Annotated in this window: 17 protein-coding genes; 9 read left to right on the top strand and 8 right to left on the bottom strand. The window is 49.5% G+C overall.

The window, feature by feature from the left end; genetic code table 11:
* Positions 1–9: 9 nt before the first annotated feature.
* From Q9R46_RS17600 to Q9R46_RS17565, 8 genes are all read right to left on the bottom strand, one after another.
* On the bottom strand, positions 10–1,725 hold the full coding sequence (locus Q9R46_RS17600) for a PucR family transcriptional regulator (RefSeq protein WP_311281105.1): 1,716 nt from the start codon (positions 1,723–1,725) through the stop codon (positions 10–12).
* 336 nt (positions 1,726–2,061) lie between these two features.
* The gene (locus Q9R46_RS17595) at positions 2,062–5,391 is read right to left on the bottom strand and encodes an efflux RND transporter permease subunit (protein ID WP_311281104.1); all 3,330 of its coding nucleotides are present in this window, start codon (positions 5,389–5,391) and stop codon (positions 2,062–2,064) included.
* A gap of 33 nt (positions 5,392–5,424) precedes the next feature.
* Positions 5,425–6,372 (bottom strand): TetR/AcrR family transcriptional regulator, encoded by a 948-nt coding sequence (locus Q9R46_RS17590; RefSeq protein ID WP_145334387.1) that lies wholly within the window; start codon positions 6,370–6,372, stop codon positions 5,425–5,427.
* 1,210 nt (positions 6,373–7,582) lie between these two features.
* Positions 7,583–7,714 carry a hypothetical protein gene (locus tag Q9R46_RS17585; protein WP_311281103.1) on the bottom strand — a complete coding sequence of 44 codons (132 nt, stop codon included), beginning with the start codon at positions 7,712–7,714 and terminating at the stop codon, positions 7,583–7,585.
* Between the two features lie 277 nt (positions 7,715–7,991).
* Entirely contained in the window at positions 7,992–8,306 is a 315-nt protein-coding gene (locus Q9R46_RS17580) for a DMT family transporter (protein ID WP_145334389.1), read from the bottom strand.
* Positions 8,306–8,662 (bottom strand): DMT family transporter, encoded by a 357-nt coding sequence (locus Q9R46_RS17575; protein WP_311281102.1) that lies wholly within the window; start codon positions 8,660–8,662, stop codon positions 8,306–8,308. The genes Q9R46_RS17580 and Q9R46_RS17575 overlap by 1 nt, the downstream gene beginning before the upstream one ends.
* 5 nt (positions 8,663–8,667) lie before the next feature.
* A complete protein-coding gene (locus Q9R46_RS17570; RefSeq protein WP_311281101.1) occupies positions 8,668–9,282 on the bottom strand; it encodes a TetR/AcrR family transcriptional regulator in 615 nt (204 codons plus the stop codon).
* Between the two features lie 292 nt (positions 9,283–9,574).
* Entirely contained in the window at positions 9,575–11,071 is a 1,497-nt protein-coding gene (locus Q9R46_RS17565) for a phospholipase D family protein (protein WP_311281100.1), read from the bottom strand.
* Between the two features lie 215 nt (positions 11,072–11,286).
* Here Q9R46_RS17565 and Q9R46_RS17560 point away from each other — a divergent pair, with 215 nt between their 5' ends.
* The 9 genes from Q9R46_RS17560 to fni all read left to right on the top strand — a co-directional run bounded on the left by Q9R46_RS17560 (position 11,287) and on the right by fni (position 22,189).
* The gene (locus Q9R46_RS17560) at positions 11,287–12,216 is read left to right on the top strand and encodes a MerR family transcriptional regulator (RefSeq protein WP_311281099.1); all 930 of its coding nucleotides are present in this window, start codon (positions 11,287–11,289) and stop codon (positions 12,214–12,216) included.
* A 283-nt stretch (positions 12,217–12,499) separates the two neighbouring features.
* A complete protein-coding gene (locus Q9R46_RS17555; protein ID WP_311281098.1) occupies positions 12,500–14,050 on the top strand; it encodes a phytoene desaturase family protein in 1,551 nt (516 codons plus the stop codon).
* Positions 14,047–15,510: a phytoene desaturase family protein gene (locus Q9R46_RS17550; protein ID WP_311281097.1), complete on the top strand. Its 1,464-nt coding sequence runs from the start codon at positions 14,047–14,049 to the stop codon at positions 15,508–15,510. The genes Q9R46_RS17555 and Q9R46_RS17550 overlap by 4 nt, the downstream gene beginning before the upstream one ends.
* Positions 15,507–16,379 carry a phytoene/squalene synthase family protein gene (locus Q9R46_RS17545; protein ID WP_145414086.1) on the top strand — a complete coding sequence of 291 codons (873 nt, stop codon included), beginning with the start codon at positions 15,507–15,509 and terminating at the stop codon, positions 16,377–16,379. The genes Q9R46_RS17550 and Q9R46_RS17545 overlap by 4 nt, the downstream gene beginning before the upstream one ends.
* Positions 16,379–17,146 (top strand): carotenoid biosynthesis protein, encoded by a 768-nt coding sequence (locus Q9R46_RS17540; protein ID WP_145334403.1) that lies wholly within the window; start codon positions 16,379–16,381, stop codon positions 17,144–17,146. Before Q9R46_RS17545 ends, Q9R46_RS17540 begins: the two co-directional genes overlap by 1 nt.
* The gene (locus Q9R46_RS17535) at positions 17,115–17,888 is read left to right on the top strand and encodes a lysophospholipid acyltransferase family protein (protein WP_311281096.1); all 774 of its coding nucleotides are present in this window, start codon (positions 17,115–17,117) and stop codon (positions 17,886–17,888) included. The genes Q9R46_RS17540 and Q9R46_RS17535 overlap by 32 nt, the downstream gene beginning before the upstream one ends.
* A gap of 1 nt (position 17,889) precedes the next feature.
* A complete protein-coding gene (locus Q9R46_RS17530; RefSeq protein WP_311281095.1) occupies positions 17,890–19,050 on the top strand; it encodes a glycosyltransferase family 2 protein in 1,161 nt (386 codons plus the stop codon).
* A gap of 113 nt (positions 19,051–19,163) precedes the next feature.
* Positions 19,164–20,684, top strand: a complete 1,521-nt coding sequence (locus Q9R46_RS17525) for a phytoene desaturase family protein (RefSeq protein ID WP_311281281.1) — start codon at positions 19,164–19,166, stop codon at positions 20,682–20,684.
* Positions 20,685–21,121: 437 nt separating this feature from the next.
* Positions 21,122–22,189: a type 2 isopentenyl-diphosphate Delta-isomerase gene (gene fni / locus Q9R46_RS17520; protein WP_311281094.1), complete on the top strand. Its 1,068-nt coding sequence runs from the start codon at positions 21,122–21,124 to the stop codon at positions 22,187–22,189.
* The last annotated feature ends 143 nt before the right edge of the window (positions 22,190–22,332 follow it).

Genomic DNA, 22,332 nt, shown 5'->3' with positions numbered 1-22,332 from the left:
TGTCTACGTCTATATAAGCGGTCCATGCTCATACTCGTAAGCATAGAGGGCGAGTTCCATCGCAACCCGTTTCTCGGGTAGAAGGTAGTCTTTTCCCAAAAGGGATTCAATTTTGTCCAAACGATGGTACAACGTTTGTCTGACGATAAACAGCGCACTCGCCGTCTCTTGTTTGGAGCAGCAAAGTGAAAGATAGTGTTTGAGTGTGAGGAGCAACGGACCACCCTTCTCTGAATCATACCGAATCAGTGGCCCAAGGTATTCTGTAATAAAATCATTCAGGTTACCGCTCTGTTTCATACTGGCGATGATGCGGTAACAGTGCAGGTTGCTGTAGAAGGGCTGCTGCATTACTCCGATATCTTTCTGGATACGCAGCGTTTCCTTAGCCGATTCAAGACTTTCTCGCAGGCGTGGGTATTCGGAATAGTTCTGACCGATACCATACAGACCGGAGAAGAGCTGGTGAGTTTGCTCCTGCTCATGCTGTCGAAGCTGCTGAATGCAGGACCAAAGATTAGGTTTACGCAGCGTTTCGGCCTGCGGGTCAATGACAATGAGAATAATCTGGAGGTTAAGTACCGTGTTGTAGAGGGTGAAGCCTTCCCGGGCAAATACGGAGCGGGCAACGATATTACGCTGAATTAGTATCTTTTGCAGTCTGAGACTGTCGTGTTGCGTAGGACTGCTGTCGAATAAAACAACTGCGGCCTGTCCTGTGCAGAGAGCCGGATTTACGGATGCAAGATATTCATGAATTTCTTTGGCGGAGTGATGTCCGTTTAACCAGTCAATGACCCACATATCTTCTTTATACCGCCGTTTTTCCTCCATGTACTGGGTACGCATCCAATCCTGGGCTATGGCAGCGGCACATCGCTCCAGCGCATGAAAAACGTACTCGTCGGATGGGTACGGCAGAGCTGGAGCGGGAGGTTCAGGGTCTGTGTGTTTCTGAGGGAAAAGGATAAGATCAGCAAAGGTATACTCCAGTGCCTGGACAGGGATGCTGATTGGATTCATGGTGAGCCGACCGGAAAAAGGGTCTGATACCTCTACAGTTGAAGGGTTCACTGTATAACGGTCAAGGGTAGCGTGATCCATCGATTCACGCTGATCCCACCACTGCTGTCTCCGCTTCTCCAGTTGCTCACGTGGGACATGAGGAATGGCCGTCGCTTCACCTTCCAGCGGATATAAGGCGACAGCATACCCGGTATTGCGTGACAGCAGACGCAGTAGCGGCTGAACGCCATCCCCATTCAAAAGCAGCTGATGAAAGGAGGTGGTGAGCTGATCCAGTTCCGCGACCATACGCTGATGGCTGCGAATCAGGGCAAAATGCAAATCCTGTGTAATATCGATATACCGGACTTGTTCATGAAACCAGATTAGCGGGAAATCCGCTGACGCGGCTATTTGTTTCATCGCCTCAAGCTGTGATCGTGTATGTTCCCCGAGTTCAATGCATAACCCTGCGGCACCGCAGGCAATTAATTGTTGCAGAAAAGACAGACCATGCGTCTTGCCTTCAGGCCAGCCGATCCCTGTCGTCAGCACCAGTTCTCCGCCGCTCAGCAAGCCCCCAATCTCAGGAACCTCCATAATATGTACCCAGCGTACATAACGCTCCAACGCACGCTGACTGGCAAGGTACTCGGCTTTGCGAAACACAGGACGTTTCAGCATGTCTCTAATTTGGATATGAAGCGTGGTCTCCCCCACACGATCACCGCCCTTTCCCATGACTCATCTGTAGATTTGATACAAAGGATGCTGGATTCAGGGTGTTTGCTTACTGGATTTTTAAGGATAAGTATACGTGCTTTTAAATGAGATGAGATTAAACCTGACGTTCATTTGGTCTAGATGACAAAAATAGTTGGTCTTTTTGTTTTGTGTCTAAAATGAGCATGGGATATATGTTCGACTTTTTACCATCGACACGATAAAAAAATGCCCTTGGTCAGGCACGGGAACCATTACAGATTCCGGTACCCGTCAAGGGCTAATTTTTTTCTCACCGTCACATCTGAATCGTGGTGATAACGATAGACTGACTTAATCGACGATTTTTTTCTTTTTGAATTTCATCAGGAACTCATACACGATTGGCACGATGACCAGCGTAAGCAGTGTAGAACTGATCAGACCACCAATCACGGTAATTCCGAGTCCTTTCGAGATGATACCTGCACTTTCTTCGAGACCTGTTACCAGTGGCAACAGGGCACCAATCGTTGCGAGAGCGGTCATCAGGATTGGACGCAGACGTGTAGCTCCGGCTTCCAGCAACGCTTCACGTGTCGTGAGTCCTTCATTTTCCTTATGAATAACACGGTCAATCAAGACGATGGCGTTGGTAACAACGATACCGATCAACATCAGTGCACCCATCATAGCGGATACGTCGAGTGTACCCCCTGCGATGAACAAACCAACCATGATCCCGATCACGGTAAACGGCAGGGAGAACAGGATTGCGAATGGTGCAAGTCCGCCGCCAAACGTCACGACGAGCACGAAGTATACAATCGCAATAGCTGCCAGCATCGCCAGACCGAGCTGTGTGAAGGTGTCATTAATCTGTTCGGTTGTACCGCCGAATTTCACTTCAACCCCATCCGGCAAGTCCAGCTTGTCGATGTTTGCTTGCAGGTTCTGTGAAGCTTTGGTCACATCGGAAGCCAGAATGTTTGCTGTCACCTGTACAACCACTTTGCCATCAATGCGCATAATGGAGTTCGGTGAAGTGCCTTCTTCCACTTTGGCTACATCCTTGATTGGAACCTGGATGCCCAGCGGTGAAGTGACCGTTTCATTTTCAATATCCTTGATGCTGCTGAACGTTTTGTTATCCGTTTCTACATAGACTTTGTACGTTTTATTGTCGATATCCACTTCCGTAAGTACCGGACGTTCACGCACAGGGCTCAGTGCCATTGCCAGTTGACCCGCCGTAAGGCCGAGTTTGCTCAGCTTCTCCTGGTCGGCAACGAGTGTGTACTGACCGTAGGTATCGGAAATCGTGGTATCTGCTTTTTCAAAAGAGTCCTTCTCGGCCTGAACCAGTTTCAGGACTTCTTCAGCTACAGGTTTCAACTGCTCCACACTATCCCCGTAGATGGACAGGCTCAAGTTGCTGCCGCCAAATCCGCCGGACATGTCGAGTTCACTCCATGTGCCTTTGGTCACTTCTTTTTGCAAACCTTCAACCAGCTGTTTTTTCACATCGGTAAAGTCTTTGGTGTCTTTATTGTATTGAATGTAGAAGAGTGCAGAGTTTCCACCGCCTCCACCCATGCTAGCGAGCGGGTTACCGCCGCCGATGGAATATTGCATTTTCTCCAAACCTGGCTGTTTCAGTAACCATTTCTCAGCAACGAGGGCTTCTTTTTCTACATCTTCACGAAGTGAGCCCGTTTCCGGACTATATGTGATTGTGGCAAATTTATCCTTTTGCTCTGGCAGGAAACTTGTGCCAATGAACGGGTACAGGAACAAGCTGCCGACCAATAATAGAATAGCAATGGCAACGGTAATGATTTTGTGAGAGAGCGTCCAGTTCAACAGGCGTTTGTAGCTTTCAGCCAGTTTACCCGGTTTTTCTTCATGGTTTTGTTTGTTCTTGATTCCTTTACGGAACAAGCTGTGTGCCAGCATCGGTACAATCGTAATTGCAACCAGTAGGGATGCGAGCAGGGCAAATACCATCGTCAAGGCAAATGGCATGAACAGCTCTCCGACCATACCGCTAACGAGTGCCAGCGGCAAGAAGACCGCAATCGTAACAATGGTGGAGGAGAGGATCGGGATGAACATCTCGCGAGTCGCCTCACGAACCAAATCCCGGCCTTTCAGCTTCTCGTTTTTAAGTGTCAGCCTGCGGTAGATGTTCTCGATAACAACGATGGAGTCGTCGACAACCCGGCCGATCGCCACCGTCATTGCTCCGAGTGTCATCATGTTCAAGGTAATATCCATCAGATTGAGCGCCGTCAATGCCATGAGCAAGGAGAGCGGAATCGAGATAATGGAGATAATCGTTGAACGGATGTTACGCAGGAAGATCAGGATAATTAGAATCGCGAACAAGGCACCAAATACAGCTTTGCCCAGCATCGTGTTGACGGAGTCCTGGATAGGCTGACCTTGGTCAAGCAGGATCGTCAGCTCTGCATTTTTAAATTGTTTTTGCAATTCTTCGGCTTTGCTTTTGACGGCCTTAACCACGTCCACCGTATTGGCATCGTTGGATTTCACTACGGAAATACCGATAGATTCCTTGCCGTTCGTGCGGGAAATGGACTCGGCTTGACCGATGACTTCAATCTTGGCGATATCGCTTAGCTTCACGGTAGGGATCCCAGCCGCATTTGCGGCACCAGCGGTTCCTGATGGGTTCGCTGCGGCAGCGTTGCCGCTACCCGTTTGCCCTGCCGCGGGATTGGAACCTTGCGCAGCACCAGATGCATCTTGTCCAGCTTGAGCCGATGGATCAGCGGTTTGACCATTGGCTTGAGCGGCTTGAGCACTGCCGCCTGGGGAAGCCCCTGGCGCACCGGCACCCTGTTCTGCAGCCGATCCAGCACCTTGGCCTGCAGAAGCACCAGCGCCTTGGTTTGCACCAGAACCAGCTCCGCTTGGTACAACTGGAATCGCCAGATTTTTCAGATCATCGAGTCCGATGATGTTGCCGTCCACAACAACGGCTTTCTGGGATTTATCCAGTTCGAATAGGCCAAGCGGTACACGAATGGATGAACCTTTAACGATTCCGTTCACCGTATCCTCGCTTAGACCAAGTTCGGCCATTTTGGCTTGATCAAACGTTAATTGCACTTCTTTGACGTACTGACCGGACACTTGAACCTGAGCTACACCGTCAATATCTTCAAGTGCAGGTTTGATATCTGATTCTACGAGTCGTGTCAGTTCTTCCAAATCCCCGCCGTCCTTGTCGGACAAACTGAGGGATACAACCGGGAACGAGTTAATGCTGAATTTGGAGATGGTTGGTTTCTGCACACTGTCCGGCAATTGCACTTCGTTCAGTGCTTCACGAACCGTAGCTGTTGCGTTCGTCAGGTCGGTTCCATAGTCGAATTCCAGTGTGATGGAAGCCGCATTCTCCATGGAAGTGGAGGTCACGGTCTTCACACCCTCAATGTTGCGCAGCTTCTGTTCCAGCGGCTTCGTGACATCTTCAACAATACCTTCTGGAGCTGCGCCCGGGTCGATCGCCGTAACATTCAGAAACGGTACATTGATGTTCGGAATAGTCTCCTGTTTCATCGTCATTCCGCTGTACAAGCCCGCGAATGAGATGATGATGGTCAGAATCCAGATGGCAAACTTGTTGTTCAGTGAAAAGTTAATGATCCCTTTCATACGTTGGTTTCTTCTCCTCTCTGTTGCTCCTGTTTATGTGTGTGACGAGTCAGCCTGGATAAACCGGTTATACATGGTATCCATAATGTGCTGAAGCTCGGAGTGCATCGGTTCAAGGATAGTTATCCCTTCGAGGTTGCGCATCATACCTAGGATGATGGCGCGTCTTGGGGAAAATTCCATAATCTCTTGCCTCAGTATGCCAATGGTCTCTAGCACATCATTTTTGGATTGACCAGCGGGCAGTTCGCTTGAAGCGATATCCTGCATTTGTTTCAAAATATGGGCGGGATGCCGCATCATGGCTGCATCCGGCTGGGGCTCGGCAATCCAGGCCGGCCACTGGTCCAGCGGAATCAGAGGTTCAGGCCGATGCTGGAGGCAGCCCTGTGCTGCATAATCCATCATTTGCAAAAGATGCGTAGCCATCTTATTGACCGTAAGGGATGGCATTTCGGTAAACCAAATTTTGACGTACGATAGGAATAGCCCATGTGTCAGCAAAATCAGATCAATCGTATAGGGTTCAATCTCGGGGCCGTATAGATCCTCCAGTTTACTTTTGAACCAATGCAACGTACGAATCTCAATATCTCTTTGCTGAGGGGTGCAGTGCTCCTTGCGCTGTTGTTCATCATCCATCATCATGCTGCGTAGCTGGACGCGTAAAAATTCCTTCAATTCGGCAACGTGGGTCAACAGCACCTCAATCTGTTTATGTAGCCGCTCTCTGGAGGTCAGGCTGCTTTCATGTTCAATCTGGGACATCTCGTCCATAAGAATGTACACACAGTACTCCAGCGTACTGGCTTCCAGTTCCTCTTTGGATTTGAACATCAGATATAAGCTGCCTTTGGACATCCCGCATAATTCGGCAATCTCCTGCATGGAGGTTGCGGCGCTGCCCTTGGCCGAAAACAGCTTGAGCGCTGTGGTGATGACCAGTTTTCTTTTTTCATTCATCCCATGGATCGGATTCATTAAGGGTATGTTCACCTCGCTGGGAACTCTTGAGTTCTTGAATTGACTTTGTGGTCAAACTAAGTATAAACGATGTGAATGAGGGATTACAAATGTGCACGGTGTAGGGGTGAAAAAGAACCAAAAAGTGGACAGAGAAAAGGACCGATAGAAGAACCGACAGAAGAACTCTGAATGAATTGAAATAAGAACTCGAGAGAACTAGAGAAGAACTGAGAAATACAGTACCTTAATACAAGCTGTAAGTTATACGTTGCACTTTTGGGAGAGGGAATGGAAGACAGCATAAAGGGCTCATCAAAAGCACATCAAAAACACATCAAGGACGCATAAAGGACGCATAAAGGACGCATAAATCACGCTTTAAGAACGCATCAAGTATGTAGGCTTGGCCGCACGGTTGATCATTTTGCTACGCCAAACTCATTAAATCTCGTGCCAGGAGATGCGTACGGTGCAAACACAACGAAAACACATCAATGCATCAAGAAGGCTTCAAGGACGACTCGAGAATATATCGAAAATTTCTAACGATCACACCGGAGCTTATTTGAGCAATATACATCCTTTTGAAATTCTAACGATCACCAGAAACCTTATTTTGCAGAAAACACAAGCCACACGTCCATTTTCGCATCAAAATCTTGAAATAAGCTCTCCTGTGATCGTTAGAAATATAAAACCTGTAATATGGCCCAAATAGCGCTACTGGTGATCGTTAGAATTAAAATGTATGAACCGTACTACTTCGAAGAGAAAAAGAGAGAGAAAACGAATGCATATCCAATGAAGGGAACTAAGCCAAGCAAAACAGAAAAACAAGAAAGGGTAAACAAAGTGAAGTAAAGTAAAGTGAAGTAAAGAAGGGAAGAAAGAAATGGGCGAAAGCGAAGGAGGGTGCAAACAGGAAGAAATGAAAGTAAACCAATGTAAACCAATGTAAACCAATGTAAACCAATGTAAATCAAATCAAATCAAATCAAATCAGATTAAATCGAATTAAAGAAGAAAATACAGTTCGATAAAAGGAATTAAAAGTAAGAAAGTAATGAATGAAAATCTAAACAAAGCATTTCGAGTCTAAACCAAAGGAGCCAGTAAAGAAAAGAGAAAATGAAAGAAAAGAGAAGGAAATAAAGGGGGTAAAGTGAAATGAAGTTATGTGAAGAGAAAGAAAGAGACAGACAGGCGAGCAGATGATGCACTTCACTTATGTACCTCCCGTAAAATCGTACACAGCGATCATGATGATTACTCCCAAGAAAAAGAGATAGAAGAGTGCCAGTGCAATCAAGAACGAATAACCGGTATATGCGCCGATACGTATCAACCATTTCTTCATAAAAAGCACTCTCCTTCTTTCCAACTGAGTTTAATGACAAGGTCATCTCTTAGATTACATTATATCCCAAATTACCTGTTGTGCTTAAAAAATTCCACCTGAAATTTGTACTTACATAAACCTACTACATAAACCTACTACACAAACCTACCTACACGAACCTGCAGATACAAACGTCCTTAAACAATCGTGCCTACAAAAAAGACGACTTCCTGAGTGAAGTCGCCTTTCTGCCTGAAGTTAATACCATCCATTATATTGTGTGGTAATCAGTACATTACGTAATGATTTTCAATCCTACCGCTGCTACCAAAATCATGGCAATGAACAGTAGCCGCTTCGCTTCTTTTCGCTCCCCAAACAGAAGCATACCTGTCACCGTACTTCCCACTGTACCAATTCCTGTCCATACCGCATAGGCTGTGCCCATAGGGATGGATGTCATAGCGTAAGATAACAGAGAAAAGCTGAATACGAATGATACCAGCATCAGGGCAATGTAAGGCCAACCCTTACGCGTAGAAGCCCCGTTAATGCCGATGACTCCGAAAATTTCACAAATTCCTGCGCCTACAATAGCAAGCCATGCCATCAGACGATACCTCCTTTAACTTGGGGTGTCTGGCTTTCCTGCTGATCGGTGACTAGTTTCAGTCCGATGACACCACATAGCAACAGTCCAATCAATAACAATTTAGCCAAACGGAACGGCTCACCGAACAGCAACATTTCGGTCAACACGGTACCAGCTGTGCCGATCCCTGTAAACACGGCGTAGACCGTACCCACAGGCAGTCGTTTAGCCGCAGCAATGATCAGGCCGAAACTAATGACAATGGCGAGTCCCGTCAATACCCATTCCCAAGCATTCGAGGCATGTTTTAGTCCGCTAACCCACACAATTTCAATAATGCCTCCTACAAAAACATATAACCAGTTGCGGTTCATGATGTTCAATCTCCTTCTGGCACGATAAGGCGTGCCTGTTCATTCAAGCTGTGTATACCACTCCAAAAGACAGGCCAGGAAGCATCCAGTCGTCTCTTATACCGACGTGAGCTTCCATAGATAATTTCAACAGTAATGCCATCGAGAAAGGTCATAAAAGCAATGGCGGCCTGCCCGGCAGGAATAGGCGGAACATCCCCCTCGCGAATCGCTCGCTGCAACAGCCGGGATAATGCGCGCTCCATGCCGTCCAAAAATGGATATACCAGATCCATCACCTGGCTGTACAGATCGGGCGGTGGATAATAACAGTTGCGTAGCATCAACCTGGCAGAGGCGTGATCCTGATACTCCTGCTCGAACCACGTCAGCATCCCCCGCAGACGTTCTTCCAGTGGCAGGTGAGCGTGGTCGCGGAAATATTCCAAGGTATGTCGCCGTACTTCATCAAATGCATACTCAAGCGTATGCATAAACAAATCTTCTTTACAGCTAAAATGTGCATATATAGAGGGTTTCTTAATCCCGACTTCATCAGCGATCGCTCTTAGCGAAGCCCCTTCATAGCCGTCCCTGGCAAAATGAAACAGGGCCGCATCCCGGATAGAATAACCAGTCATTACATTCACCTTCCTAACGGTCGTTAGGTAACATCTTTTCACACATTACATCCTCTGTCAAGACAATACAGAAAACAGCAAATACACCCGCCGCACATGAATAGTGCAGACGGATGTATCTAGTCACAAGGATATATGGATTATGTTGGGCGTAGCTGCTATCACCGAATTGTTCTTTTGATATAAGGCAATCAAAAAATCTGGGGAGTAAGTGTGGCTATCCCGTTATAGTCATCGGAGCGATCATGTTGATAAGCCCTGGTTCAACGAATATCGAATATACATGCGTCGATCAGAAGGTAGTAAACCCAAGAATGAGCTGCAGCTTATATACAATACCTTTCAAGAAGGTGGTCTTCTCCTGAAACTCTTCCAGATTCAAAGTGAATTGGGCATCCGCGTTTGTCCAAATACGTTCGAAATAATTCGCCACATCTACCGTAAATGCATGGTCTGCTGGAGCTGCAATCCACACATCATTCTCCAGATTGTAATCGTTCAGGTTCCGTGGGGTGAAGTTGGTTGATCCACCGAGCACGATATGATCTCCAGTAGCTTTGGCGATATACATCATTTTGGTATGGTACTGCTCTTTGGTGGTGTTATACCAGCGAATCTGGATTTTGCCATTCGATTTATCGTGCAATTCAGCTGCCACCGGACGATTGGGAATACCAATCTTCTCCTGGCCAAAGGCATTTTCATTGGGATCAAGCACAAGCCGAATGTCTGCTCCTCGTGCTGAAGAATCCAGCAATGCCTCCAGTACTTTCGGTGAAGCGATGTAGAACATTCCCATCCAGATTGTATCTCCTTTACCCGTTTGACGGAGCTCTCCCAGCAGGGCATCGTTCACTTTGCCTTCGGTCACATATCGCAGTCGAACAGGTCCATTATTTTCATTGGCTTCCTCGGAAGAGGACGCGCTGGAGGTTTCGTCATAGACAGGGAGCTGGCCCCCGCCGGATATATCTACAACAGCTTGCTCCGATTGAATGATATCCCCAATGATCGGACCGGTAACCTCAAAGCCAATGTTAGAGTGATAAGCGCTAGAGTCATGAATGTTGCCTGATGATACAATAGCTGTTTTTTCGCTGAGAACAACCTTGCGGTGATTGGCCTTTACATTCAGCAATTTCAGATAGGAACGCAATGTGACATCCGGGCCATCTGTCGCCATCAGGTTAGGAATCCAGCCTTTGCCGGACTGACCAAACCACTGGAAGAACGTACGCCAGACTGCGGAATATACCGGTGTAGAATCACGCAGTGGATCAACATTGGTGATGACGACATGAATATCGGCCTGTTTCATCTGTTCCAGCAGCGGATTCGGGGCCGAGTTATAGTTGGTGTTTACTTCATCCGTAATGAACCAGATGTCCATATCGGGATGCTGCATTTTTTTGGCGATAAGTGCATCCGTAAACTCCTGACTGACAGGTGGAAAGTTCTGTCCTTTGTGCTGGTAGTTGTTGAACAGAAACATATCGACCAGTACAAATCGCTCAGCGTCTTCAACGACCTGTAGCATCCGCTGAAAAATCTGTTGTTCATGCTGCATTTGTCCATCGGAAGAAGGGTACGTAAGGTCATGAAGGAACTCCACGTTCTTCACACGGTATTCAGGGCTTTCATAAGAGATGCCTGGCGGTAGCGGTTTATAGGTCTGATAGAGCATAACAGCAATAAACCATAGGATAAGTAATGCAATTACTGTGCGTATGTATGGGAATTTGCCGCGGGAAGATTTGCGGTCAGAGGTATGGCGGCGCAATGGGAACAATGTTGGACTCCCCCTTTCTGTACTTGCTGACGTTTATTACCACAGGTGTAGCGATGTTGACGCAGGAGACAGAATTCGGATGTTGAATGAGAATCATGGGATTTTACAGGGGAATCATGCAATTCGGATTGGATGAATCGACAGCTGTAGGGTCGTTGTGTATAATGAACGTATTATTTTTGTAGAACGTTTATGGAGAGAAAGTAGGTAATCACGTGTATTCCATCAAACAAGTCGCTGCTATGCTGGGCATTCAGGCGGTCACGCTCCGGGCTTGGGAAAATCGATATGATGCAGTTACCCCTGAACGGACAGAGTCGGGTTATCGCATGTACACGGAAGAGAATGTAGCGGATCTGCGCTGGCTAAAGGAGCAGATTGATCAGCATCAGGCCAATATCTCCGAGGCTGTACGCATGTTGAAGATCAGAAAAGCCAAAATGCCTGACTCTTCCTCACCTGCGCCGATGGTGCCCCCAGTACCCGTGATGGAAGAGGCTCATGCACAGATGGCCGATCAGATCTATGACTCCCTCTATCATTTTCAGGGCGAGCGTGCCAACGGTTTGATTGATTTTGGTTTCACGATGTACGGATATGACAGCATGTTCTACCATGTACTCGTACCGATCCTGGTTCGGGTTGGGGACGCCTGGGAAGCGGGACGTGCGACCGTAGCGCAGGAGCATTTTATGACGCAACTGATCTCCCAACGGTTTTATCAGTTTTTCCATCTGTTCCCGATCTATCCGCATCTGCCCAAAGTTCTTGCTCTCTGTCCGGAAGGAGAGCATCACCAGGTCGGTTTATTGTTGTTCTCTTTATTTATGCGCAAAAATGGAGCGGAAGTCCTGTATCTCGGGGCTAATACGCCGGAGGAAGGGGTATTTCCGATTCTCCGTGAGCAGAAAATCAAACTGGTCTGTCTTTCGATTACGAACCCCGGACTTGTTGAAGCTTGCGATCAGCTGATCGGCCGAATTCGGGACGAGTTTCCTCATATCCGTTTTGTGCTGGGCGGCAAAGGTTTTGAACGTGCGAAGAATGCCCGTTACCCGGAGTGGATTATGCCCGAAGACTCGGCAGATTGGCAGTCCTGGATGGAACGGGAGTATTTCACGGATCGCCCGACTGGAGCGGGATAACGATTGTATAGTAATCACACATAAAGCAGATGCTAAGGGAATAGATTCATAACATAGCGGACATCCTTTGATCCAATGATCAAGGGATGTTTTTATATATCCATACATAGAAAAAACAATTAATTTGACCCGTCGGTCATTTTATGTTTTACTTGTCGTATAATATTTGTACACGATTTGTATAATGTTTTTGAGTTTACCCGATTAAAGTGTTTCATGGCGGTTTAATAATAGGTTAGGGGCTTGAGAACTAGAGATAGTCCTACATAGAAAGGTGAGTGGCATGATACCGAATCAACAACGCAAACGTGCAGCCGTCATTGGCGCAGGCCCGGGTGGGCTTGCAGCAGCCATGTTACTGTCCGGTCAGGGATATGAGGTTGATGTGTACGAGAAACAGCCAGCCATTGGCGGACGTTCTTCCCGTCTGGAGCTTGGTGAATACAAGTTTGACCGCGGGGCTACCTTTTTGATGATGCCTCAGTTAATTGAAGAGATGTTTGATGTGGTCGGACGCAAACTGTCGGATTATGTAGATATGAAAGAACTGACCCCGCTGTACGCTTTGAACTTTGGAGATAAGGTGTTCACGCCTTCACGCAATCGGGAGGATACCGCGGCGCAGATCAAAGAGCTGTTCCCCGGCAATGAAGAGAATTACCTCCGGTACATGCGGGACGAAGAAGTGAAGTTTGGGAAAGTGATGCCACTGCTCCGACGTCCGTTTGGCAAACTCACCGATTATTTACGTAAAGATGCGATTACGGCTCTACCTAAACTGGATATAAATAATACAGTTTACGGCATTCTTTCCCGGTACTTTACCGACGAACGTCTGCGCTGGGCGTTTACATTCCAGTCCAAATATTTGGGAATGTCCGCGTGGGATTGTCCCGGAACGTTTACGATCCTGTCGTTTATCGAACACCAATATGGACTGTTCCATCCCATCGGCGGCGTGAATCGGGTATTCCAGGCGATGGCGGATGTTGTTGAGGAGAATGGCGGACGCATTCACACCCGTACACCGGTGAAACAGGTTATTGTTCGCAATGGTCGCGCCGAGGGTGTACTGCTTGAAAACGGCGAACGGATTGAAGCTGATCATGTCGTGGTCAATGCCGACTTTGCCCATGCAGTGAACCATTTGTTCGAACCTGGCGTACTTAAAAAATATACACCCGAAAAAATGAAACGGAAAAAATATTCCTGTTCCACAGCCATGTTGTATCTCGGTGTAGATGGCGAGATCGACCTGCCGCATCACTCGATCTATTTTCCAGAAGACTATCGGGTGAACGTTGATGAGATCACGAAGCACAAAATTTTATCGGCAGACCCGTCTCTATATGTTCATAACCCATCCAGGCTCGATCCGACACTCGCTCCGGCAGGAAAATCTGCACTTTATGTGCTGATGCCGACACCAAACCTCACAGGAGACATCGATTGGGAGGCAGAACGAGCAAAGGTGCAGGAAGATATGTTGAAGCGGCTCGAAGCGATTCCCGAGCTGGCAGACATTCGCGGGCGGATTGAAGAATGCATGCTGTTTACCCCGCTGGATTGGCAAAATGAACTGGATGTATACCAGGGAGCAACGTTTAATATGGCACACAACCTGGGCCAGATGATGTATCTGAGACCGCACAATCAGTTCGAGGAATTGGAACGGGTTTGGCTGGTGGGTGGAGGTACACACCCGGGTAGCGGCTTACCGACGATCTTTGAATCGGCACGAATCAGTGTCAGATTGATTCAGGAAGAGGATGCGCGAAGACGTGCCAAGCCATCCTCCTACGTGAAGACCGCCCAGGCCGGAGGAAACTCATGAAGCGGGCTGCTGTTGTAGGAGCCGGGATTGGAGGACTCACCTCAGCTTTGTTGCTGAACCGTCAGGGATGGGATGTTACGGTATACGAACGAGGTTCCCGTGTAGGTGGGCGGATTGCTTTTGAACAGGAGGGCGATTACCGGATTGATCAGGGGCCGACCATTGTCCTCCTGCCCGAGATGTTGCTTGGCATTCTGGAAGAGGCCGGTGTCGATCGCTCCAAAGTCGAGTTGTTGCGCTGTGATCCGTTATACCGGGTCCACTATCACAGTGGACGTGTCATGACCAAGAAGACAGACCGGATGGAGCAGACGGCCGAGATTGAACGGTTATTCCCGGGAGAAGGCCGAGGATTTACGAGATTCATGAAGGATATGGACACGTTGTTTCCCGCAGGCCGGGCAGCGTTTCTGGAACAGATGTTTCCGCGCAAAAGGGATTTCTTCACCCCTTCGCTCATGTCGCTTATGGGCAAGCTGCGTGCACACAAGAGTGTGCGGAAGGCCGTAGGGGATTATTTTGAACATGAAGAATTGCTCGATGCGTATTCGCTGCAAAGCTTGTATATCGGTGGATCGCCCTTTGGTACACCTGGGATTTACTCGTTGCTTCCTTACGCCGAACACGAATATGGCATCTGGATGGTGAAGGGTGGTTACGCGGCTTTGCCCGCTATTCTGGAGCAGGAACTGCTCTCACGTGGCGGAAAGATCAAGCTGAACACAGAAGTCACCGGACTGAAGATTCATAAAGGAGTGTGCGAGGGGATTGAAACGGCTGACGGTGCTGAAAAGGCGGATGCCGTAATCTACAACGGAGATTTTCCGAACTTGAATCAGCTCTTGAAGCAGGTGCCAGAAGCACCCTTGAAACGTAAGCCGTATCGCCCTTCATCGGGGTGTGTGCTGATTTACGCCGGAGTAGATAAACGGTGGGAGGATGCCACAACGCATCAGTTTTTCTTGCCACCAAGCCTGGATGGTAGTTTGCGCCAAGTGTTCAACGAGCGCCGTATTCCGGCCAAGCCATCATTTTACGTATTCAACCCGGCTGCGGTGGACGAGACGGCTGCACCTCCGGGACAGAGTGTACTGTATTTCCTCATTCCGGTACCGGACGCTGAAGGCGTGGACTGGGAACAGGAGAGTGAAGCGCTGGCGGAACGTGTGCTGGAAGAAGCAGAAGAGCGGGGATTCCCGGGACTCCGTGCAGCGTTGCAGTGGAAAAAAGTACGTACACCTGCTGACGCCGCGCGTGATGGCCTATACGGTGGAGGAAGCTTTGGCATTGCACCTGTCCTGTTTCAGTCGGGTGTGTATCGACCGCAACCCAAGCCTTTTTCACAGATACAAGGCTTGTACGCTGCCGGAGCATCGGTACATCCAGGAGGCGGCGTGCCCATCGTCATGCAAGGCGCAAGGATGGCTGTCAATCAACTCATGAAGGAGATGGGGAAATGAACGAAGCAATTTTGAGCAGGTGTGAAGAGTTGATGCAGAAGGGTTCCTCGTCTTTTTATCAGGCGTTTAAAGGCCTGCCAAGTCCCCGCCGGGAGGCGGTATATGTCATCTATGCTTTTTGCCGCATGATTGATGACAGCGTGGATGAGCCGGAGCAATCAACGTATACGATCCATGAGATTCGTGATTTATTTGAACACCTCGAAGAAGCGGAGGGGCACTTTATCTGGCCGGCACTGAGATGGCTGTTCAGCAACTTCCCTCATCTGGACAAAGGCCCGTTTTTTCGTCAGATGGAAGGCCAATTAACGGATCTGGAAGTGACCCATTATACAACGCTGGAGCAGCTGGAGCACTATTGTTATCTGGTTGCCGGAACCGTAGGCGAGATGCTGCTACCTGTGCTGCGTAATGATAACGGTGCGGAAGTAGCGATGAATGGCATCGCACTGGGCAAAGGCATGCAGATTGTGAACATTATTCGGGATGTGGGGGAAGACCGGGCCAGAATGCGCCGTTATGTACCGCTTGAGATCATGGAGAAACACGGATACTCCGAACAGGACTGGGAAGACGGCATTGTGGATGAGAGATTTATCGCCATTATTCAGGATCTGAAAGCGGCAGCGCTGAACTGGTTCCGGATCGGCATGGATCGTCTGGACACCTATCCGGTTGAGAGCGCCTTTTCGATTGAGTTAGCCGCGGCCTTCTATTCCACGATCCTGCACGCCGTGGAGCGTAACGACTATGATGTGTACACGAAACGAGCGTATGTCAGCGATGAATTGAAACTGGAGATGCTGGGTGCGATTGTGAAACGATATCCGATGCTGGCGTATCAAGCTTCCCGAATGGCGGTATCCTGATGGTTCAGTGGGTATACTGGGTATGGTACGCCATAGGTGCCATCCTGATGCTTACGATTGGTGTGCCTGAGGCGTTATCCTTCTCTAATGGGCTATTTCTTGTATTCTACGCGTTGTATGTGCTTGACCTTATATATCAGCAACATCGCCGATCTGACCTGTCCGACCAGTCAGTCAAGTGGCTACGGCCCGGCCTCTGGATATCGTCCTTTATTATCTGGCTGGGCGGGATGGGCGTGGAGTGGATCGGTGTACATACACACTGGCCTTTTGGCGAGTATGCCTATTCCGACTTCTTCGGCATCCATCTGTTCAGTGTACCGGTAACACTTGGATTCGCCTGGATCGCAGTCGTTGGCAACTCGGCGCTAATTAGTGGCGGTGGATCGACTTGGGGTGGTAAGTTGGTGCGAGCCCTCAAAACGGGATTTTGGGCAATTGTGCTGGATTTCGTACTCGACCCTGTCGCCCATGCAAGGGGATTCTGGGAATGGCAGGCACCGGGCGGGTTCTACGGTGTTCCGTGGACAAACTACATCAGTTGGTTCATTATGGGGGCATTTCTGTCTCTCTTTTTGCCGGCGATGCCTAAGGACGGGCGTTCCTTACTTCGGGCAAAATGGCTGTACCAGCTGTTTATCCTTCTGTTTGGCGTGCTTGCGCTAAAGGAAGGTATAACAGGCAGCTTCATCATCGCCATTGCAGGTGTGCTGCTTGCCGAGGGGAGCTGGCTGTATGATTCGCGCCGTAAAGTCCAAAGCGTTTGACCGAGTCTTCTCGCTGTACAACCATTATTATTTGCTACGCAGACGTTTTCGTTCGTTTACGCTCTCGGGTTCGCTCGATCCACATATGGTAGATCGTAACGGCGTGGATGGGCTACTACCTATGGCACCGGATCAGCCCGTTGTCTATTTCATGAACCACAGCTCATGGTGGGATGGTCTGCTCCTGTATCATGCGGCGAAGCAAACTTCGCGTGGGGATCATTATGTGATGATGGAGGAGCGACAGCTTCGGCAGTATGCTTTTTTTCGCAAACTCGGGGCGTATTCGATTAACAAGGACAGTGCATCGGGTGTTCGGACATCGTTGCAATATACGAATGAGTTGCTGGCTGCCGGCAAAAGGGTCTGGATATTCCCGCAGGGTGAAATTCTGCATCAGGAGGCTCGGCCGATTCAGTTCCGTCCGGGCATCGGACTCGTGCTTCGTCGTTTTCCGCAGGCTGTTGCGGTGCCCGTCACCTTATGTCATGGCATGGTTCAGCATGACCTACCGGAAATCTCAATGAAGGCCGGCTTGCCGATTGTGGAAGATTGGAAAACGTGGAGAAGTGAAGAGATTGCTAATCGGCTGGGACATGTGCTGGAGCAACAACTGAATGATCATAGAGCAACGTTAATTCAGCTTGGACAAGGAAGTCTGCCAGATGCACAGCCTCTGATTCGGGGAATTCGCTCCACTAGTGAAAAATACGATGCGGCACGAAAGCGGGTGAACCGATAACATGAATGAGAGCATGAATGCATCTGAGATGTTGTGGATGTGTCTGGTGGGAGGGCTGTTGCTACAATTGCTTTTTGCGGTGTGGAATGCTGCTTGCCTGCCCAAAGTACGATCATTCCGTAAGGGGAATATCGTGCCATCCGATCAGCTTGTTTCGGTATTGATTCCCGCTAGAAATGAACGAATACATATTGAAGCATGCTTGGAAAGTGTGCTTGCCAGCGATACGAAGGGGTTTCGTATGGAAGTGCTGGTACTGGACGACCGCTCCGAAGATGAAACCGCCGCTTTGGTTCAGGCGATTGCCCAGCAAGATTCACGCGTACGCCTGCTTCGTGGTACAGAGCTACCTGCGGGCTGGATGGGGAAATCCCATGCCTGTCACCGGTTGGTTCAGGAGGCGCAGGGGGAATGGTTTATGTTCGTGGATGCGGACGTTCGGGTCAAGCCGGATGCCATTCGGCAGACACTTGCCGCGGGGTGTGCGCAGGGCGGCGGGCTGGTTACCGGATTTCCGTATCAGGTCGCGAAGACCTGGATGGAAAAGCTTGTTGTGCCCATGATGATGTTTACGATCATTAGCCATCTTCCTATTTTTATGATACGCAGATCGGCAAGTCCGATGTTTGTCGCCGCTACGGGGGCTTTTTTGCTCATTCATCGAACAAGTTATGAAGCATCCGGCGGTCATGCAGCGATTCAAGGGCATCTGGTGGACGACATGAGTCTCGCCAAAGCGGTGAAACGTGCCGGTTATCCCGTGATGCTGGCGGATGTCCACGATGTAACGAGTACGCGGATGTATCAGAACGGTGCAGAGGTATGGAACGGATATAAGAAAAATATGTATGAAGGCATGGGACGCAAAGACGTGCTGTTGCTTGGGATGATGCTGATGTATTTTGTGATGTATATTGTGCCGCCGCTGGGTCTGGTTCTAGGGCTAATAACGGGCAGTGAAACGTCATCTCTGTATGGTTTCATAGGCACGTTGCTTGGCATGGCTGTAAAACGGGTGTCCGATCATGTGGGAGGTCAGCCATGGTGGCTTGCTCTTTTTCAACCGATTAGCATGGCGTGTGTGATTGCTATTGGTCTGGCCTCATGGCAGGCAGGTCGATCTGGTAAAGGGTATGTATGGAAAGGCAGGCGTTATAGCTGATGCAGAGTGTACAAGGGAATGGGAATGGTGACGGTTCAGAAGATACAGAGTTAGACAAAGGTACAGGAGAAGGTAGTAAAGGAGCAGGAATGGTGCTGGAAAAAGGGATGAAAATGGATATCGGGCACCGGGTAGAAGCTTCAAGTGGGAGCTTAAAACAGGATGTTATTATTATCGGGGCAGGCTTCGGCGGTCTGTCCTGTGCGATTCGCCTGGCTTCGGCTGGCTTGCGGGTAACCATTTTGGAGCGCCAGGCGCATGTGGGCGGCAAGCTGCAACAGATCCAGCAGGACGGGTATCATTTTGACCGCGGGCCGAGCACGATTACGATGCCGGATGCGTTTCGCTCGGTTTTTGATCGGGCAGGCGTGGCGATGGAGAACTATGTGCAACTGTACGAGCTGGAGCCTCGGACACGTAATGTTTTTGCGGATGGAACAGTGGTTGATCTGTCTAGAAACCGCGGCTGGATGAAAGAGCAGATTGCTGCGTACAGTCCAGAGGATGCCTTGCGTTATGATGCGTTTATGGATGAATCTGCCGCATTGTATGCGGAGGCGAATCGTCATTTTCTCGGCAAATTGCTGCTGAACCCGTCCGATAAATACAATCTCCAGATGTTGCGCAGTCTGCTTCGGGTGCGGCCTACAGTCAGACTGGATAAACTGCTGCGCAGGTATTTCAGCCATCCGCACACACTCGCCATGTTCGGGCGGTACGCCACGTATGTAGGATCATCGCCGTATCTGTCGCCTTCCATTTTTGCCATGATGGGTCATGTGGAAGCAGAGGTAGGCATCTACGGGGTCAAAGGCGGAACGTATCAGCTGATTGAGGGCATGACCCGGCTTGCGCAGGAAAAAGGTGTGCAGATTCTGACGGGTGTAGAGGTGCATCAGATCGTGGTTCGGCATGGCAAGGTGATCGGCGTGGATACGGATCGGGGCTTTATGGAAGCGGAGCAGATCGTGGCCAATGGAGATGTGCTTAGTGTAAACAGGCTACTGCTCGCGCCGGAGCATCGGAAACGGTTGAGTGATGCCCGGATCGCAAAATATGAACCGTCCATTTCAGGCTTTGTCACCCTGGCCGGGGTACGCAGGCAATACGATCAGTTGCTCCATCATACCGTCTTTTTCCCGGAGCAGTACAAGCCGGAGTTTGATGATATTTTCCGTGACCGCAGGATGCCTTCCGATCCGACGATATATATCTGTTACTCTGGTTACTCGGAAGAAGGTATGGCTCCGGAAGGGGCCAGCAATCTGTTCATTCTGGTGAATGCACCGTATTTGTCTCAAGCGTGGAACTGGGAAGAGCAGAAATATCGTTACGGTGAGCTTGTGCTGGAACAATTGGAGGCGCGAGGTATTGGCGGATTGAAAGAATCGGAAGTGTTAATTTGTTATACACCGCAAGATATTGAACGAGAGACGCTAGCTCATCAAGGGTCGATTTATGGCATTTCCTCCAATTCGGTGAAACAGACTTTCATGCGACCAGGCAATCAGAGCAAAGATGTCCACGGACTCTGGTACGTTGGCGGCACAACCCACCCTGGCGGCGGAACCCCGATTGTTACGCTGTCCGGCCAGCTTGTGGGAGAGCAACTTGCGGCGGAGCTGGGGAGGTAGGGCAGGTGCGGGGAGGACCAGGTGTGCTGAAACTTCGATGAAGTTAATCAATTCAATGAATTTATGAGGTAGAACAAGGGTTGCAAGGTCTAACAATGTAGCATAGTTGATTCGAGGCTTTAATAAGGAAAATAGGTGCTCCGAAATTCTAATGAATTCATGTTTGAGATCATGGGGGTTTTGGAGTGTCCTTTCAATAGGTTGAGAGGAACGGTATACTGGATAGAGTTGTCCATTGATGGACACTACCCTATATGGTTTGTCTAAGAACCGAATGAATAAGCCGAGCGATTAAGGACACAAGGAAGATTTATTGAATAGGTGTGAGTGGATGGAACACGGTGAGTGATTTCTCCCAGTCCATTGCAACCGCATTTACATAGAAACAGGAGTTATAGAGCAACTCAGCACATCATTCTCACATAGGAGGTCTCATCATGAACGAACAAGAGCGAGCCGGTAGACGGCTGCTGCCTGAAATGGCAACGGGAGAACGGAAGCTGGAGCACGTGCGCCTCTGTCTGGAGGAGAATGTAGCAGGAGAAGGCATAACGAGCGGACTGGAGAAGTATGCGTTTCGTCACCATCCTCTGCCTGAGCTGGACTTTGAAGAGGTGAATCTGGACACTTCGTTCCTTGGCAAAAAAATGCGCACACCCTTGCTCATCAGCTCGATGACGGGTGGAAGCAAAACCACAGGCGCGATCAATGAGCGCCTGGCACGGGTAGCGAACGCCCGAGGCTGGGCGCTCGGGGTAGGCTCGATCCGGGCTGCCGTGGAGCAGCCGGAGCTCGCAAGCACATTTGATGTCCGTCGCTGGGCACCGGACATCCCGGTCATCGCGAACCTGGGCGCGGTTCAGCTGAACTATGGCTTCAGCACAGCTGATTTCCAGCGTGCCGTGGATATCGCCGGCGCGGATCTGCTCGTACTTCATTTGAACACGCTGCAGGAAGTATTCCAGCCCGAAGGCAATACAAACTTCAGCGGCCTATATCACCGGATTGAGACATTGTGCCGTGAGCTGGACGTGCCTGTCGGCGTCAAGGAAGTTGGTTTTGGCATCGATGGCGTGACGGCACAGCGACTGTACGAAGCGGGCGTAGCCTTCATCGATGTGGCTGGCGCAGGTGGTACAAGCTGGGTACAGGTGGAGAAGTATCGCAACAATAACCCGGTACGCCGGGCGGCTGCGGAAGCTTTTGCCGATTGGGGCATTCCGACAGCCGAATGCATCCAGAACGTGCGCGCGCTGAACCCCGATGGGGCGGTGATCGGTAGCGGCGGACTGTACACTGGCGTGGATGCTGCCAAAGCGCTCGCGCTCGGTGCCGACCTCGCAGGCTTTGGCCGATCGTTGCTCGAATCCGCCGTCATCTCGGACGAAGCACTGTCCGAGCGGCTGGAGCAGGTCGAATTCGAGCTACGCACCGTCATGTTTGGCATCGGCGCAGGCAGCGTTGCAGAGGTGAAGCGGACAGAACGTCTGGTTGAGCGGCGGTAATGTTAGGGGAGTTGGGTGACGGACTGGTAGCAGCGCTGCTGGCGCGCATTTTAATTTTACAAAAGAGATTGAGATTTGACTGACCACCTTGTCATGAAGCGGAGCATCCCTTGCTGAGAGCTGCAAGCTACATACTATCCAAT

This window comes from Paenibacillus sp. RRE4 (assembly GCF_031844205.1).
Lineage (GTDB): Bacteria > Bacillota > Bacilli > Paenibacillales > Paenibacillaceae > Paenibacillus > Paenibacillus xylanexedens_B.
The sequence above is the reverse complement of the archived record's forward strand: the minus strand, read 5'-3'. Positions and strand labels throughout refer to the sequence as shown.